At 73.1% G+C, this 15,955-nt stretch carries 13 protein-coding genes; 7 read left to right on the forward strand and 6 right to left on the reverse strand.

Annotated features, from left to right (window positions below; all coding sequences use genetic code 11):
- Positions 1-150: 150 nt before the first annotated feature.
- From IE252_RS44130 to IE252_RS10160, 4 genes are all read left to right on the forward strand, one after another.
- Positions 151-1,533: an ATP-binding protein gene (locus tag IE252_RS44130; protein WP_229848272.1), complete on the forward strand. Its 1,383-nt coding sequence runs from the start codon at positions 151-153 to the stop codon at positions 1,531-1,533.
- Positions 1,534-2,753: 1,220 nt separating this feature from the next.
- The gene (locus tag IE252_RS44135) at positions 2,754-3,071 is read left to right on the forward strand and encodes a LuxR C-terminal-related transcriptional regulator (protein WP_229848275.1); all 318 of its coding nucleotides are present in this window, start codon (positions 2,754-2,756) and stop codon (positions 3,069-3,071) included.
- A gap of 57 nt (positions 3,072-3,128) precedes the next feature.
- Complete coding sequence (locus tag IE252_RS10155) at positions 3,129-3,629, forward strand: glycosyltransferase family protein (protein WP_101392197.1); 501 nt, start codon at positions 3,129-3,131, stop codon at positions 3,627-3,629.
- 149 nt (positions 3,630-3,778) lie between these two features.
- Positions 3,779-5,110: an N-acetylmuramoyl-L-alanine amidase gene (locus tag IE252_RS10160; RefSeq protein ID WP_190089021.1), complete on the forward strand. Its 1,332-nt coding sequence runs from the start codon at positions 3,779-3,781 to the stop codon at positions 5,108-5,110.
- 116 nt (positions 5,111-5,226) lie between these two features.
- Here IE252_RS10160 and IE252_RS10165 read toward each other — a convergent pair whose 3' ends face one another.
- Positions 5,227-6,366, reverse strand: a complete 1,140-nt coding sequence (locus IE252_RS10165) for an aminoglycoside phosphotransferase family protein (protein WP_190089022.1) — start codon at positions 6,364-6,366, stop codon at positions 5,227-5,229.
- Positions 6,367-6,600: 234 nt separating this feature from the next.
- Here IE252_RS10165 and IE252_RS10170 point away from each other — a divergent pair, with 234 nt between their 5' ends.
- On the forward strand, positions 6,601-8,094 hold the full coding sequence (locus IE252_RS10170; protein ID WP_190089023.1) for a DNA-binding protein NsdB: 1,494 nt from the start codon (positions 6,601-6,603) through the stop codon (positions 8,092-8,094).
- An 89-nt stretch (positions 8,095-8,183) separates the two neighbouring features.
- Here IE252_RS10170 and IE252_RS10175 read toward each other — a convergent pair whose 3' ends face one another.
- Together IE252_RS10175 and IE252_RS10180 are read right to left on the reverse strand one after the other, a co-directional pair.
- A complete protein-coding gene (locus IE252_RS10175) occupies positions 8,184-9,620 on the reverse strand; it encodes a PP2C family protein-serine/threonine phosphatase (RefSeq protein ID WP_190089024.1) in 1,437 nt (478 codons plus the stop codon).
- Positions 9,621-9,766: 146 nt separating this feature from the next.
- Complete coding sequence (locus IE252_RS10180; RefSeq protein WP_190089025.1) at positions 9,767-10,978, reverse strand: MFS transporter; 1,212 nt, start codon at positions 10,976-10,978, stop codon at positions 9,767-9,769.
- 185 nt (positions 10,979-11,163) lie between these two features.
- Here IE252_RS10180 and IE252_RS10185 point away from each other — a divergent pair, with 185 nt between their 5' ends.
- On the forward strand, positions 11,164-12,042 hold the full coding sequence (locus tag IE252_RS10185) for an ATP-grasp domain-containing protein (RefSeq protein WP_190089026.1): 879 nt from the start codon (positions 11,164-11,166) through the stop codon (positions 12,040-12,042).
- Entirely contained in the window at positions 12,039-12,875 is an 837-nt protein-coding gene (locus tag IE252_RS10190) for an ATP-grasp domain-containing protein (protein ID WP_190089027.1), read from the forward strand. The genes IE252_RS10185 and IE252_RS10190 overlap by 4 nt, the downstream gene beginning before the upstream one ends.
- Here IE252_RS10190 and IE252_RS10195 read toward each other — a convergent pair.
- The 3 genes from IE252_RS10195 to IE252_RS10205 all read right to left on the reverse strand — a co-directional run bounded on the left by IE252_RS10195 (position 12,823) and on the right by IE252_RS10205 (position 15,931).
- Complete coding sequence (locus IE252_RS10195; RefSeq protein ID WP_190089028.1) at positions 12,823-13,443, reverse strand: histidine phosphatase family protein; 621 nt, start codon at positions 13,441-13,443, stop codon at positions 12,823-12,825. The genes IE252_RS10190 and IE252_RS10195 overlap by 53 nt on opposite strands.
- 118 nt (positions 13,444-13,561) lie before the next feature.
- The gene (locus IE252_RS10200; protein ID WP_444545949.1) at positions 13,562-14,230 is read right to left on the reverse strand and encodes an esterase/lipase family protein; all 669 of its coding nucleotides are present in this window, start codon (positions 14,228-14,230) and stop codon (positions 13,562-13,564) included.
- Positions 14,231-14,371: 141 nt separating this feature from the next.
- Positions 14,372-15,931: an alpha/beta hydrolase gene (locus tag IE252_RS10205; protein WP_190089029.1), complete on the reverse strand. Its 1,560-nt coding sequence runs from the start codon at positions 15,929-15,931 to the stop codon at positions 14,372-14,374.
- Positions 15,932-15,955: the final 24 nt, after the last annotated feature.

The following is a 15,955-nucleotide window of genomic DNA, read 5'->3' on the forward strand; positions in this document are numbered from 1 at the left end:
GCTTCGCGCCCCCTGGACCGGCGTCAACCCCCCAGCAGATCCAGGCGAGTTAGTCAAGCCGGGTTTGCAAGACGGTCACATCGGTGTCACGGTGCGTGTCCGAAAGCGTAGGCTCGGCCCTACTGTCAAAAGGGGACGGTTGTGGCGGACATGAAAGGCCGGCGGACCAGTGGTGCGCGCAGGCGACTGTTCGAGCGGGAGAATGAACTCCTGCTCCTCGAAGGCATGTTGGACGACCTGTGCGGCGCGGGAGCCGAGGGGGATACGGGCGCGTCGAGCGGCGGGCTGCTCGCCGTCTCGGGAGCGGCCGGTCTGGGCAAGACGAGTCTGCTCGCCGAGGTGCGCAGGGAGGCGGTCGCCCGCGGCTGCACCCTGCTGACGGCCCGCGGCGGCGAGCAGGAGCAGGGCGTGGCCTTCCACGTGGTGCGCCAACTGGTGCAGCCGGTGCTGGCCGCGGCCGGCGAGAGCGAACACCGGCGGATACTCGGAACCTGGTACGACATCGTGGCGCCCGCGGTCGGCCTGGTCGCCCTGCCGGGCGGCTCGCCGGACCCGCAGGGCGTGCGCGACGGCCTCGACTGGCTGGTGACCCGGTTCGCCGTGGAGCACACGCCGGTGGTACTCATCGTCGACGACGCGCACTGGGCGGACGACGAGTCCCTCACCTGGCTCAGCTCGTTCGCGCTGCGCGCGGCCGAGCTCCCGATCCTGATCGTGGTGGCCTACCGGCCCGAGGAACTGCCCGCGCAGGCGAGCGAGTTCCGCAGGCTCGCCGAGCGGCACGGCTCCCGGCCGGTCACCCTGGCGCCGCTCTCCCCGCACGGCGTGGGCAGGCTCGTCCACGAAGTGCTGCAGAACGGCGCCGACGACCTGTTCTCCCGCGAGTGCTGGGCGCTGACGGGAGGCAACCCGTTCGAGGCGGTCGAACTGATCGCCAAGATCCGCGAGCGGAACATCAAACCGCACTACGCCAACGCCGCCGAGCTGCGGGAGCTCGCCTCCCTGGCGCGCGGCAGCGGACTCGTCGAGCGCCTGGAGCGGCTCGGCCCCTCACCGGTCAGGCTGGCCTGGGCCGTCGCCATCCTCGGCACCGCGGTCGACCCGCACATGGCGAGCAGCGTGGGCGGCCTCGGCGTCGAGGAGTCCGCCGACGCGATCCAGCGGCTGCGCGAGGCACGCATCCTGGCCGGCCGCACGGGCGACTCCGACCGCTGGACTTCTTCCACCCGCTGGTCGGCACGGCCGTCTACCGCGCCATCCCGCCCGCGATGCGGGTGGCGATGCACGGCCAGGCGGCGGTCTGCGTCACCGAGGCGGGCCTCGGCCCCACGGTTGCCGCCCGCCACCTCCTTGAGATGCATCCCGAGGACGACCGCTGGGCGGTCCAGCAGCTCAGGGCCGCCGCGCGCGAGTGCATGCGGGCCGGTGCGCCCGAGGCGGCCCGGCGCTGCCTGGCCCGCGCCCTGCGCGAACCGCCCTCCCTGGAGGAGCGGGCCGAGGTGCTGTTCGAGCTCGGCTGCTCGGCGCTCCTGAACGAACCGGCCACCACGGTCAACCACCTCCAGGCCGCCCTGGAGGAGCCGGAGCTCGACCCCGCCCTGCGCGAGGCGATCACCTACCGACTGGCCCAGGCGCTGGCGCATACCGACCGGATGGGCGAGGCGGCCGAGCTGGTCTCCGTGGAGGGCCGCAGCTCCACCAACCCCCGCACCCGGCTGCGCATGCAGGCCGAGGGATTCAAGTGGAACGCGTTCCGGGCCGACGAGGAGGACTCGGCGGCCCGCTCGCGCAGGCTGGCCCGGCTCGCCGATCACCTCACCACCCGGGGCATGGCCGAGCGCTACATCCTCGGGCTGCGCGCCTGGGACGCCATGGTCCGCGGCGAGCCCGCCGCCGTCGCCCTCTCCTACGCGGAGGAGGCGCTGGGTGACGGACTCTCCTGGACCGACGAGGACTGGGGCTTCGAGGTCCCCGTCATGGTCGCGCTCACGTTCATGTACTGCGACCAGCCGGGCCGCGCGGACGAGCTGTTCAGCAGGGGCATCGCGGAGTGCGAGAACCGCGGCTGGCGCGGCGCCCACCTCTCGTTCGGCCTCACCCTGCTCGGGTACATCCGGTTCTGCCGCGGCCGCCTCGCCGAGGCCGAGGACCTGGTCCACGGCGGGCTGCGGATCGCTGACCGGGTCGGCCAGCGCATCCCGGCCCAGTGGTTCGCCCTCGGCATCCTGATCGAGATCCTGCTGGCCCGGGGCCGGGTCGACGAGGCGCAGGAGCTGTCCGACCGGTACAACTACGGCCAGGTCGTCCCCAACGCCGTCGTCTACCCCGACTCCGAGACCGTCTACAGCGAGCTGCTGCTCGCCCGCGGTCTGCGCAGCGACGCCGAGCAGCGGCTGCGCGCGGTCGGCCGGCGCCTGGACCGCAGGGGCATGCGCAACCCGGCGTGGTGCCCCTGGCGGCCGCTGCTCGCCGAGGCGCTGGCCCAGGCGGACCCGGCGGAGGCCCAGAAGGTGGCCGACGAGGGAGTCGAGCTGGCCCGCCGGTTCGGCACCGCGGGCGCCATCGGCCGGGCCCTGCACTCCGCCGCCAAGGTGGCCACCGGCGCGAAGAGCCTCAAGCTCCTCGCGGAGGCGGTGCACTACCTGGAGCGCTCGCCGTCCGCGTACGAGCTGGCCTGCGCGCTGGTCGACCACGGCACGGCGCTCAGCCGGGCCGGGCTGCCCCAGGACGCCTCGGAGCTGCTCATCCGGGGCATGGAGAGCGCGGTGGTGTGCGGCGCCGACGCGCTGGCGGCCCGGGCGCGCGACGAGCTGGCCGCGTCGGGGCTGCGCCCGCTGCGGCTGCGTGCGGTGGGCACGGACTCGCTCACCGCGCAGGAGAAGACGGTGGCCGACCGGGCGGCGCGGGGCTGGGAGAACACCCGCATCGCCGAGGAGCTGGGCATCCGGGAGCGGGCCGTGGAACTGCTGCTCTCGGGCGTCTTCCGCAAGATCGGCACCGATCTGGCCGGGCTGCCGGAGCTGCTGCGGCACGCCGAGAACCGCCCGGCGCCGGGGACGCCGCCGCGCTGAACCGCCGGACGTGGGCCGGGGCCCGTCGAGGTGCCCCGGCCACGTACCATGGGCGGCATGTCGTTCCTCCGCCGCCGCAGCTCCGCCACTCCCGCGGGCCCGGACTTCGATGTCCTGGCCATGGACCCGGGCGACTGGCCCGGAAACCTCGGTGCCGGGCTGCTGCCCGCGCCCGACGGAAGCTGCCAGGGCGTCTTCCTGCGCTACGACCTGTTCGGCGGCCGCGGCCCCGCGATGGTCATCGGCAACCTGCCCGAGGGCTCGCCGGCCCGGGAGCTCGACGAGGGCCAGGTGCCCTTCGAGGTCGCCCAGCTCCTGCTCGCGCTGGAGAACGACGAGCCGGTCGAGGTCGTCGACTCCGAGGACATCCCCGTGATGCAGGGCGACAACCTGCTGATCGTGCGGCGCCTCAAGCTGTCCGAGAGCCGCGTCTCCTGTGTGCAGTTCGACCGCAGCGACAACGTGCTGGTCACCATCGCCAGCTGGGACCGGCCGATCACCGACGACCTGTACGCCCTCCTGAAGCCGCTGCCCGCGGAGCTCTTCCAGCAGGGCTGACGGCGCCAGTGGCAGGTCAACGGCCTGCCACCGGTCTGGTCCACTGATACAACCCACCCTTGTGGCGGCACTCTTGACGCGCCCTCACCCGGGGTCACACAGTGTGCGCGCACCGCACCCGAGGTGAACTCCCGGCAGGAAGGGTTGTCATGACATCCCATCAGAGGACCAGGCTCGCACTCGCGCTGACCGCCACCGGGGCCTTCGGCCTCGCCCTGCTCTCCCCCGTGGCACCGGCCGGCGCACAGGAGCGCACCACCGAGTGCCCGCGCGTGCTGAAGTGCGACTGGATCCCGGCGGCCTACCAGCAGAACGGCGATCCGGACAACAAACAGGCGTACGGGAACTACGACATCGCCGACCGGCCGTCCACCAACCGGATCAAGTACATCGTCCTGCACGACACCGAAGAGGACTACGACGGCACGATCAGGATCTTCCAGGATCCCAAGAGAGCCGTCTCCGCCCACTACGTCGTGCGCTCCTCGGACGGCCATGTGGCGCAGATGGTGAAGACCAAGGACGTGGCCTGGCAGGCCGGGAACTGGTACATCAACACGCACTCCATCGGCATCGAGCAGGAGGGCGTCGCCGTCGAGGGCGCCAAGTGGTACACGCCGGAGATGTACCGCTCCACGGCCGCCCTGGTGCGCTATCTCGCCGCCAAGTACGACATCCCGCTGGACCGCCAGCACATCATCGGCCACGAGAACGTACCGCCGACCACGGCAGGCGGCACCAAGAACATGCACTGGGACCCGGGCCCGTACTGGGACTGGAACCGCTTCATGGCCGTGCTCGGCGCACCCACCCACCCCACCGCCCGGCCCGGCAGCCAACTGGTCACCATCAGCCCCAAGTTCGCCGCCAACCAGCAGGTGTTCCGGGACTGCGAGAAGAACGCCGACCTGCCCGCCCAGGGCAGCAGCGCCGTCCCGCTGCACATCGAACCCTCCGCCACGGCCCCGCTGTTCGCCGACCCCGGCCTGCACGCGCCCGGCGAGCCCGGCACCAACTGCGCCAACGACTGGGGTAGCAAGATCAGCGCCACCCAGCAGGCCGTGGTGGCCGAGCGCAGAGAGGGCTGGACGGCGATCTGGTGGTACGGCCAGAAGGCCTGGCTCCGGACGCCCGAGCACACCCGCACCACCACACCGACCGCGGGCTACGTCGTACGGCCCAAGGCGGGTCTGACGGAGGTGCCGGTGTACGGCGTCGCCTACCCCGAGAAGTCCGACTACCCGGCCGACTTCACCGCGCCACGCGTCGGCACCCCGCTCGCGTACACCATCAAGGCGGGCCAGTCCTACCCCGGCGGCGGCGAGGCGCCCAGCGGCTACTTCTACGCGCCGACGATCGACTCGTCCCGCCCGTACGACCACACGTACTTCCCCGGCTCGGCCAAGTACGTCACCGTGCAGATCGGCCACCGCATCGCCGTGGTGCGGGCCGCCGACGTAGATGTCGTACGGGTGCGCTGAGCGCGCGCGGCGGCGCGCCGCGCGTCCGGTGTGTCGGCACCGGGCGCGCGGCGCGCACCTTTCCCACGGGCCCGTTCCAGCGGAGCAGGTAGCCGGAACGGGCCCTCACGCGGCGGTCAGCGGGTCCCGACCGCCGCACGCACGGCCCGACGCGCCAGGGCGCAGTCGTCGTGCAGCCTGCGCAGCAGCAGCCGCTGCTGCTCCCCGGCCGACGGCACACCCGGCTGCTGCGGCGAGGCCGCGCCCGAGGGCGCCGACTCGCGCATGGTGCGCTGCACGGCCGTCTCGTACGTCCGGATCTCCCGCGTCAGTACGAGCATCAGGTTCACCAGGAAGGCGTCCCGCGCGGCCGGGCCGGACGCCTGGGCCGCCTGGCTGATCTGCCGCCGGGCCACCGGGGCGTCCCCGAGCACCGCCCACAGCGTCGCCAGGTCGTACCCCGGCAGATACCAGCCGGCGTGCTCCCAGTCGACGAGCACCGGCCCCGCGGGCGACAGCAGGATGTTCGTCAGCAGCGCCTCGCCGTGCGAGAACTGCCACGCGACCGGGCGGCCCGAGTGGGCCAGACCGTGCAGCAGCTTCTGGAGGTCGCTCAGATCCCGGTCGGTGAAGAGCCCGAGCTCGTGGTAGCGGGCGATCCGCGGCGCGTACTCCAGCGGCCGGCCGAACATCTCGGCCGGTGGCCGCCAGGCGTTGACCCGGCCGATCGCCCCGAGCGCCGCCCGGACGTCCGCGCGGGGCGGAGCCTCGACCGGGTGGCGGGACAGCGCCGCCGCTCGTCCGGGCATCCGCTCGATCACCAGGGTGCAGTTGTCGGGGTCCGCGGCGATCAGCCGCGGCACCCGCACCGGTGGGCGGTGCCGGACGAACGCGCGGTAGACCGCTATTTCGTGCCTGAACCGCTCGGCCCAGACGGGCGAGTGGTCCAGGAGGCACTTGGCGACCGCCGTGGCGCGGCCGGTCGATCCGACGAGCAGCACGGACCGGCCGCTGCGCCGCAGCACCTGCACCGGATTGAACTCGGGACAGATGCGGTGCACCGACGCGATGGCCATCCGCAGCTGCGCGCCCTGCGGACCGGACAAGTCGATCCTCCCGCTGAGCGGTTGGACGCCCGCCCCGGGCCGGCGCGCGGTCCGGCCGGCGCCGAGCGCCGCCGGAGCGGCGTGCGAGGGGTCGAGGTACGGTCCGCCGCCCGTCACCAGGTGGCGGTGCGGCCGGGGCGGGGCTGACACGGAGGACGATGCTGTGTACATGGGCGAGACAGATCCCTTCGTGCGCCGACGAGTTGCTGGCCAACCCGGCCCCGGTGGCCCTGATCCCACCCTGGGGAATGGGGTCCGCCTGCCGGGGCGGGGTGGCGCCTTCTTACCTGACACCCGACCGCGGGTGGCACACCATGTGGCGCACCCTGGCGAACCGTGGCGAATAGTCGCACCGCATCTGACAGGGGGTTACTGTCAACTCAGCCGAGAACCTGGGGGCTTGAAGTGAACGGACAACCCAACACTCGCCTGAACGACCTCTTCGGCCTCGCCGGCTGGTCCAAGGGCGAACTCGCGAGGCTGGTGAACCGGCAGGCGGCCGCGATGGGCCACCCCCAGCTGGCCACCGACACCTCGCGGGTGCGGCGTTGGATCGACATGGGGGAGTCCCCGCGCGATCCGGTGCCGAGGGTGCTGGCGGCTCTGTTCACCGAGCGGCTCGGCCGTGTCGTGACCATCGAGGACCTCGGTTTCGACCGGCAAGGGCGCGCCGGAAAGCGGCGGGACGTCGGACCCAAGCAGAACCCCGACGGCCTACCGTGGGCGCCTGAACGGACGGCGGCGGTCCTCACCGAATTCACGGGAATGGACCTCATGCTCAACCGACGCGGTCTGGTGGGCGCGGGCGCCGCGCTCGCCGCAGGCTCCGCACTCAGCAGCGCCATGCACGACTGGCTGCACACCGACCCCGTACTCTCGGCCGACGCCCCCCGACTCGACGATCCCCTCTACGCCGACCCCGCCGGGTACGACCGCTACGAGGCCGCCCCCATCGGGTCGCAGGAGATCGGGGCGCTGGAGCGCTCGGTCGAGGTCTTCCGCGCCTGGGACGCGTCCCGGGGCGGCGGACTTCAGCGCAAGGCCGTGGTGGGCCAGCTCAACGAGGTGGGCGGCATGCTCGCCTACCGTCACCCCGACCATCTCCAGCGGCGCCTGTGGGGCGTCGCCGCCAACCTGGCCGTCCTGGCCGGCTGGATGTCCCACGACATCGGCCTCGAACCGACCGCCCAGAAGTACTTCGTCATCGCCGCGCACGCGGCCCGCGAGGGCGGCGACCGCCCGCGCGCCGGCGAAGCACTGTCCCGCGCCGCCCGGCAGATGGTCCATCTGGGCCGTCCCGACGACGCGCTCGACCTCATGAAGCTCGCCAAGTCCGGTTCCGGCGACGAGACCCTGCCGCGCACCCGGGCCATGCTGCACACCATCGAGGCCTGGGCGCAGGCGTCGATGGGGCAGGGCCAGGCGATGCGGCGTACCCTCGGCGAGGCAGAGGAGCTCTTCGTCTCGGACCGGGGCGACGTGCCCCCGCCGAGCTGGATGCAGATGTTCGACGAGGCGGACCTCCACGGCATGCAGGCCCTGGCGTTCCGTACGCTCGCCGAGCACGACGCGAGCGCGGCGGGCGTGGCTGCCCGCCATGCCAAACAGGCGCTCGAACTCCGGGTCAACGGGCGCCAGCGCTCGAAGATCTTCGACTACATCTCGCTCGCCTCGGCCTGCTTCATCGCCGACGACCCCGAACAGGCGGACCGCTACGCCCGGTTGGCCCTGGTGTCGATGGGGGAGACCTCCTCCCACCGCACCTGGGACCGGCTGCGCGAGATGTACCGGCTGACCGGGCAGTACGCCGGGTACCAGAAGATCCAGGACCTCCGCGAGGAAATCCAACTGGCCCTGCCGAAGGCACCGACGAGGCGGGGCCGGAGCATGGACCTGTAGCGGGCCCGGTCAGCCGGACCCGCTCACAACCCCATTCTGCTCAATCGATCCGTACCGCCGTCAACAACCGATCCATGCCGCCGGGAAGTTCACGACCCGATGCGTGCCACCAGCACACACGCGTCATCTTCTCGGTCCGTCTCGCCGAACTCCTCCACCACCGTCCGCACTCCGTCCTGCGCCGTGCGGACCGTTTCGAGGCGGGCGGCGAGTTCAAGCAGCCTGCGGCACCCCGGCTCGTCCGAGGTGCCCCGCCGGGTCAGCCCGTCGGTGTGCAGGACCAGCAGATCGCCGGGCCTCAGCTGTACCTCGGCCTGTCCGTACCCGGCTCCTGACGTCGCTCCGAGCAGCACCCCGTCCGGCGGCGTCAGAGCGCACCCCGTCCCACCGCGGAACAGCAGTGGGGCGGGGTGTCCTGCTTGCGCCCAGGAGAGGATGCGGGTGGCCGGGTCGTACTGGCAGCAGACCGCGCTGCCGAGCGCGGGCTGGACCGAGTGGTCGAGCAGCTGGTTGAGGTGGCCCATCAGATCGCCGGGGCGGATGCCGGCGACGGCCATGCCGCGCAGCGCGCCGAGCAGCATGGCCATGGCACCGGTGGCGGTGACGCCGTGGCCGGTGAGGTCTCCGACGGTCAGTAAAGACCTGCCGTCGGGCAGTTCGAGCGCGTCGTACCAGTCGCCGCCGATGAGCGCGCTGGTGCCCGACGGCAGATAGTGCGCCGCCACGTCGAGCGCCGCCGGGTTGCCCTGGGGAAGCCGCAGCGAGCCGCGCCACGGCGGCAGCACGGCCTCCTGGAGCTCGACCGCGAGCCGGTGTTCGGTCTGGGCGATGTGCTGTTCGCGCCGCAGCGAGTCGCGCGACTCCCGCACGGCGCGCTGGCTGCGGCGCAGCTCGCTGACGTCGCGCAGCACCGCCCACATCGAGGCGGTGCAGCCGTCCGTGTCGAGCACCGGCTCGCCCATCATGTGCAGCGTCCGCACGCGCCCGTCGGTCCGGACGATCCGGAACTCCCCGTCGATCGGCTTCCCGTCGACCAGACAGTCCGTCACCATGGCCGTGAGCAGCGCCTGGTCGTCGGCGAACACCATCGACGGCAGTTCGTCGAGCGACATCGCTCCGCTCTCGGGCGCCCGTCCGAATATCTGGAAGAGCTCGTCGGACCAGTCCACCGCGTCCGTGAGCAGGTTCCACTCGGCGCTGCCGACCCGGCTGAGCAGCGAGCCGGGCATCGGGTCGAGTTCGTACCCGGCCGGTGCCTCCTCTTCGCCGAGCTCCTCCGCGGCGGGCTCGGGCAGGCCCTCCTTCAGCTGGTCCAAGTGCGTGCCGAGGTCGTCGAGGTGATGGACCGCCAGGTCGCACAGGGCGCGCTGCCAGCGGCCGTGCGCGTCGTCGTCGTCCACGAGCGCGTCGCGCCGGACGGCGTCCACTCCGCCGCGCAGCCGACGGGTCTGCGTGATCAGCGCGTCGACCGTCTCCCGCTCCGGCGGTTGCGGGCTGGGACGGTCCGCGAACAGATGGGACGGCATGACGTACTCCGATACAGGCGCGGCACTGCAAGTCGGAAGGATGGACCGGTAACGACTGTTGCACAGGGAGCGATGCCCCGTAAGGGATTTGGCAACACTCGATACGGTGGTGCTTCTGACATATGCCTGCGGCCGACCTTGGGCGATCAGCGCACGCGCCGCCGGACAGGGAAACCACGGGTGCGTGCGGTCCAAACCACCAGTACGGCACCGATGACGAGCGGCAGGGCCGTCCAGGGCAACGCCCCGGCGCCCGCGTTCTCCAGGACCACGCCCCCGGTGAGCGATCCGGCGGCGATCCCGACGTTGTAGACGGTCGCCTGGAGCGAGGTGGCCACGTCCGCGTGCTCCGGTCCCGAGACGTCGACCAGGGCCGTCTGGATCAGCGTCGGCGCCCCGCCGAAGGCCGCGCCCCACAGCGTGACCGCGACCACCAGGACGGCGGGCACCCGCCCCAGTGCGCCAAGTGCCGCCATCACGAAGGCGATCAGACCCAGGGCGCCCAGCAGCGCGGCCCGCAGCCTGCGGTCGGCCAGCGCGCCCGCGAGCCAGATGCCGCCGACGGTCGCGGCCCCGAAGACGAAGAGGACCAGGCCCGCGCGCCCGAACCCGGCGTGCTCGGCGAACGGCACCAGGAACGTGTACACCGCCTGGTGGCCGAGGAGCAGCAGCAGGGTGACCGACAGGACGGTCCGGATGCCCGGCAGGGCCGCGATGTGCCGCAGCGGGGTCCGCCCGGCGCTCGGCTCGCCGGGGAAGTCGGGCACGTACCGGAGCGCGCTGAGGATCAGGAGCGCGGCGAGGACGGCGAGCGCCCCGAAGCCCGCGCGCCAGCCCACCGTGCCCGCGAGCGCCGTGCCCAGCGGCACGCCGAGCGAGAGCGCGACCGTGATGCCCGCGAGGACGATCGCGATGGCGCGGCCCCGGCGTTCGGCGGGGACCAGCCGGGCCCCGTAGCCCGCGAGCATCGCCCAGAGGGTGCCGCCCATCGCCCCGGCCAGCAGTCGGGCCGCACAGGTCAGGAGGTAGGAGGAGGAGAGCGCGGTGACGGCGTCGGCGAGGGCGAGGCCGGTGAGCGCGCCGATGAGGACCGTACGCCGGGGCAGCCCGCGCAGCAGCGCGGTGAGCGGTATCGCGGAGAGGAACGAGGCGGCCGCGTACAGCGTCACCAGGAATCCCACCCGGCCCTCCGACACGCCGAGTCCGCCGCCCATGCGCGGAAGCAGTCCCGCGGGCAGCAGCTCGGTCAGCACGGCGGTGAAGGCCGTCGCGGCCAGTGTGAGCAGGGCGCCCAGCGGCAGTGCGGCGGGTCCGGTGGCGGTCGGCGCGGCGGTGCGCGCCGGTGATGCGGTCGGCATACGGCCATGATCGAACCCTCACATTAGTGTGAAGGGCAAGTCCCCTTTCCCCGGCGACCGTGCTGACCTGCGCCGGAACCCGTTCCGGGGCGGGGAGCGAGGTTCCCGGCTGTTCATGACATCCTGTGTCGTCACAGCTCGCCGGACAGATCGGCGGACGTCCGGGGGGTTACAGGGGAAGGTCGATGAGGCTCTGCTTTCTGGTGGAGGAGCACTACCGCCACGACGGCATGCCGGTGGAGGTGATCAGCCAACTCGTCGCCTGGGGTCATCGGGTGGACGTGCTGCGCCCCGGCGGTTCCCTACTGCGGATGTCCGAGGCGGTCAACGCGGGCAGCCATGACGCCTGGGTGCTCAAGACGGTGTCCGGCGGCCCGGGCCTCACGCTCCTGGAGGCCGCCGCCGCGGTCGGTCTGACCACCGTCAACGACGCCCGGTCGATACGGGGCGTACGGGACAAGGCGCTCGCGGCGGCCATCGGCCGCAGCCGGGGTCTGCCGATGCCGACGACGTACGCGGCGGCCGTTCCGGAACTGCTCGCGGAGATACCCGAGTCCGAGTTCCCGCTGGTGGTCAAGCCCGCCGACGGCAGCGCCGGGCGCGGGGTGTGCCTGGTGCCGTCGCCGGACCGGCTCGCCGCGATGATGGGACAGTTGGCGGGTCAGGGCATGCTGGTGGCCCAGCCGTACGTGCCCAACTCGGGCGTGGACCTCAAGGTGTACTGCGTGGGCGGCGAGCTGTACGCCACCGAGCGCTGCTCCCCGCTCCACCCCGACCACGCCGTGCGCGAGCGCCAGGTGGCGCTGCCCGCCGAGGTGGCCGCGACCGTCGCGCAGGTCGGCGCGGTCTACGGCCTGGACCTGTACGGCGTGGACGTGCTGCTCGGCCCCGACGGGCCGGTGGTGGTCGACGTGAACGACTTCCCGAGCTTCCGTCAGGTCCCCCAGGCCGCGGCCCGGGTGGCGCGCGCCGTGCTCGAACTGGCCCGCACGGGCCGGGGGAGCGGCCCGGACGTGTTCCCGGCGGCTCTCGTCCCGGAACAGCAGCCGGGGGCGGCGGTATGAGGGTCGGGCTGATCACTCCGGAGCCCGGCCATCCGCTGCTCGCCGCCACCACGGCCCTGCTCGCCCGCGAGCACGTGGTGGAGCCGGTGGACCCGGCCTCGCAGCCCCCGGACCGGGTCGCGGACGTCTACCTGCTCAAGTCCCGTACGCCGCACGCCCTCGCGCTCGCCCGGGAGCTGGAGCTGCGGGGCGCCGCGGTGCTGAACTCCGCGTCCGCGACCGCCCTCTGCCAGGACCGCACGGCGATGGCGGAGCTGGCCGACGCGGCCGGGCTGCCGTTCGCGGCCACCCGCACCTTCGCCGCGCTCGCCCCTCTGCCGGACGACCCGGACCTCGCGTATCCGCTGGTGGTGAAGAGCCGCCACAGCCGCCGCCACGACCTGGTCGCGCGCGCCGACGACGCGGCGGGGCTGCGGGCGCTGGTCGGGGCGTGGGCGCGGGAGCCGGTGGTGGTGCAGGAGTTCACCGCCAACAGCGGCTGGGACCACAAGCTGTGGGTGATCGGCGACCGGGTCTTCGCGGCCCTGCGCCGCTCCGAGCTGGCGCCCGGCGGGCGCGGCCCCACCCGCTCGCTCGCGCTCGACGACCTGCCGCCCGGCTGGGCCGAGCTGGCGCTCCGGGTGGGGGAAGCCTTCGCCCTGGACGTGTACGGGGTGGATCTCATCGACGCGAGCGGCGCCCCGCTCATCGTGGACGTCAACGCCTTTCCCGGGATACGGGGTCAGCGCGGCGCCCCCGAGGCGCTCGCGGAACTCGCGCTGGGGGCAGGCGCCGGCCGCCTCACCCCACGGGCGCGGGCACGCTCTGGGCAAGAGTCGCGTTCCACGCGGTGATCACGGGCCGGCCGTGCTCGGTCCCCAGCCGCGACACGGCCCCGGTGCCGAGCAGGAACAGCGACCCGGCCGAGGCGGGCAGCCCCAGATAGCGGGCCGTCAGGACGCGCAGGAAGTGCGAGTGGGCGACGAGGGTGACATCGCTGTCGGAAGCCGCGAGCGCGGCGCGCGCCTCCGCGAGCACCCGGTCGGCCCGCTCGCCGACCTGCTCGGCGCTCTCGCCGGGGTGCTCGGCGGGCCCGGCGGCCACCCCGTCGGTCCACAGGTTCCAGTCGGGGCGCTCGCGCTGGATCTCGGGGGTGGTGACGCCCTCGTACCCGCCGTAGTCCCACTCGCTCAGATCGGGCCGCACCTGCGGGTCGGTGAGTCCGGCGAGTTCGGCGGTGCGGCGGGCGCGGGCCGTCGGGCTGACGAGCGTGAGCCCGATCCGGTGTCCGGCGAGCAGCGGCGCCACCGCGCGGGCCTGGGCCTCGCCGTGCTCGGTGAGCGGCAGGTCGGTGTGGCTGGTGTGCTGACCGGTCAGGGTCCACGCCGTCTCGCCGTGCCGTATCAGGATCAACTCGCCCATGGATCGTTCCCGTTCTCCGCGACCGGCCCGCCGGGCTCGTCCCGCCGGACCGTGTACGGCACAACCATGCCGTACACGATGGCATTCCGGCAGGTGGGGCCGGTGGCGGAGGTCACGCTCAGCGGGCCAGGAAGGCGCGCACGCCCTGCGAGACGGCGTCGTCGCCGAGCAGGTCGTTGTGCTTCAGGCAGCCCGCCGGGTTGTTGACCGCACCGGTCAGCGGCACGCTGCTGTCCGGGTTGATCACCTCGTCGCAGTTCGACCACCAGGTGGCGTACTGGACGGCGCCGGGCGTCTCGTCGCCCTCGGCCAGGCGCTTCTGGACGTACGAGCCCGGGGTCATGTCGCGGCAGGCCTGGGACCACAGCGCGCAGGCCCAGGCGGTGGAGGTGCCGTGGTTGGGCCCGGCGAGCGAGACCCAGTGGCCGACGGTGGCGGTGCCGCCGCCGAACTTGACGTACCAGCGCGTCACCAGGCTGCCGAAGGAGTGGGCCACGACGTCCACCTTGGCCGCGCCGGTCCGCGCGCGGACCTGGTCCACATAGGCGGCGAACCGGCCGGACAGCACCTCGTTGACGGACTGACCGGTGTCGTAGCCCCAGGAGAACAGCTCGGCGTCGGTGTATCCGGCCGCCTTGAAGTCGTCGCGCATCCCGCCCCAGACCCCGGGGTCGGCGTTGTAGCCGTGCACGAAGATCACCGGGGTGTGGGCGGGGGCGGCCGCCGCCGGTCCGGGGGCGATTCCCAGCCCGGCGGCAGCGGCCGCCAGCGTCACCACCAAGGACACTGCTCTACGGCGTATGGACAGCACGATGTCTCCCTCACTCCGCGACGGGGTCGCGGATCACGGTGGTGACGGCCGGGTGGCCGGGAGCATGGTGGGCCCTGGGGCCGGTGATGGCCAGATGCGTGTGTCGACCCGTCGTCTCTACCGGCGCCCCGCGGGCGCCGGCAGGGGAGTGGCCGGGCAGCTGGTGTCGCCCGCCGGGGTCCGGTCGTCGAGGAGGTAGCCCTCGACGAGCCCGTCCACGCACGCGTTGCCGTCGAGGTACTGGCCGTGGTCGCCGCCGCCGGTCACCGTCACCAGGCGCGAGGTGGGCAGGGCGCGGTGGGCGCGCAGGGCGCCCTCGTAGTGGGTGGCCGGGTCGTGCGTGGAGTTGAGCATCAGCACGGGCGGCAGGCCCTTGCCGGTGACCTCGACGTGCGGCGCCTTCGAGCGCGGCCAGGAGGCGCAGATCGAGGCGAACGTCAACTCCCGGGCGCCCGCGAGCGGGTGGGTGCGGGTGGCCTCGGCGCTCTCGCGGACCCAGTGGCCGCTGTCGCGGTTCCACGGGGTGTCGGCGCAGGTCACGGCGAAGAAGTCGGCGAAGAAGTCCGCGCCCATGGCGTGTTGGAGGCGCTGGGCGAGGGCCTTGCGGGCGGCGGGCGCGGCCGTGTCGGGGTGCTCCAGGACGCCGAGCGCGGCGGCGAATGAGCCGAAGCGCCCGGTGTTGTACATCGCGTCGGTCGCGGCGACGTCGAGGCTGTTGGCGCTGACGGTGGTGCCTTCCAGCTCCAGCGGGCGGTCGTGCAGGGCCCGGCGCAGCCGCTCGTAGCTCGCCTTCGCCTCGGCCGGGGTGCGGCCCTGGTGGTAGACGGCGTCGTTCTGGGCCAGCCACGGAAGGAAGTCCTGCTCGAACCGGCGCTGGAAGCTGAGCGGCTGCCCCGTCAGGAACGACTGCCAGAAGCCGCTGAAGTCGACGATGCTGTCCAGGACCATCCGCCGCACCCGGCCGGGGAACTCGGTGGCGTAGTACGCGCCGAGGAAGCTGGCGTAGGACGGCCCGTAGTACGAGATCTTGTCCACGCCGAGCAGCGCGCGGTACAGGTCCATGTCGTGGACGGCCTGGTCGGTGGTGATGTACGGCAGCAGATCGCCGGAGTTGCGCTCGCAGTCCCGGACGAACGCACGCGCTCGGGCGAAGGTCTGGCGGATCGCCGGGGAGGTGCGGTCCCTCAGGTCGCCGCTGGTGAAGAAGGAGTCGACGGTCGGCTGGTCCGAGCAGACCACGCGCGTGCTGGCGCCGACGCCGCGCTGGTCGAAGCCGACGATGTCGTACGCCGCCGCCACCTTCGGCGCGTTCGCGGCGAGGCCGGTCGGCCGGGTGAGGCCCGAGGCGCCCGGGCCGCCCGCCGCCATCATCAGGACGCCCTTGCGCGGCCCGGGGCCGGTCGCCCGGTGGCGGGAGACCGCGACGGTGAGGTCCGGGCCCGCGCCGGGGTGGCGCCAGTCGCGCGGGACCGCCATGGCCGCGCACTCCAACGCGCCCGAGTCGCAGGGCCGCCAGTCCAGGCGCTGCTGGAGATAGCGGTCGGGCACGCGCGCGGCGCCTCCCGGGGGTGCCGAGGCGTGGGCCGTGGCGGCCGGCAGCGCGGCGGCCACCAGGAGTCCGGCCGCGGCGGCGACGGACCACCGGGTGGCGTTGCGGAACGTGCTCAACGTGCTCATGTCGTACTCCCCGTCGGGGTGGAT

This window comes from Streptomyces melanogenes (assembly GCF_014649795.1).
GTDB classification, from domain to species: domain Bacteria; phylum Actinomycetota; class Actinomycetes; order Streptomycetales; family Streptomycetaceae; genus Streptomyces; species Streptomyces noboritoensis.